Source organism: Flagellimonas olearia (assembly GCF_004150225.1).
GTDB classification, from domain to species: domain Bacteria; phylum Bacteroidota; class Bacteroidia; order Flavobacteriales; family Flavobacteriaceae; genus Flagellimonas; species Flagellimonas olearia.
Window position 1 is genome coordinate 362,878 of sequence record NZ_ML142909.1, and the last position, 404, is coordinate 363,281.

Genomic DNA, 404 nt, shown 5'->3' on the forward strand with positions numbered 1-404 from the left:
TTACGGAAAGTTCAAGACGGGCTACATCGCGCTACAGGACCATTCCAGCCCAATTTGGTTCCGAAACATCAAAATCAAAAAATTATAACTAGATAAAACCGACCCATGAATAAAAGAGAATTCATCAAAAAGAGTAGTGTAGGTGCCCTGGGCATCATGGTGGCCCCTTCGTTGTTGAAGGGAGCCCCTTTCAAGGAAAGATTGCGCACCGCCCACATCGGTGTGGGGAACATGGGCGCCGCCGACCTTAGCGCCATATCGTCCCATGGTTCCGTGGACGTGGTGGCCCTGTGCGATGTGGATGCCGTGAACCTTTCCGCTGCGCGCAAGCTGCACCCAACCGCCCGTGTGTTCTTCGATTACCGCACCATGTTGAAGGAAATGGCCGATCAGATCGATGCCGT

Annotated in this window: 1 protein-coding gene and 1 pseudogene; both read left to right on the top strand. The window is 52.7% G+C overall.

The window, feature by feature from the left end; all coding sequences use genetic code 11:
- On the top strand, window positions 1–88 hold an 88-nt coding region (locus tag DN53_RS10520), incomplete at its 5' end, for a 3-keto-alpha-glucoside-1,2-lyase-like domain-containing protein (protein WP_129654250.1).
- 17 nt (window positions 89–105) lie between these two features.
- Window positions 106–404: pseudogene (locus tag DN53_RS10525) on the top strand (gfo/Idh/MocA family oxidoreductase); the annotation flags it as partial.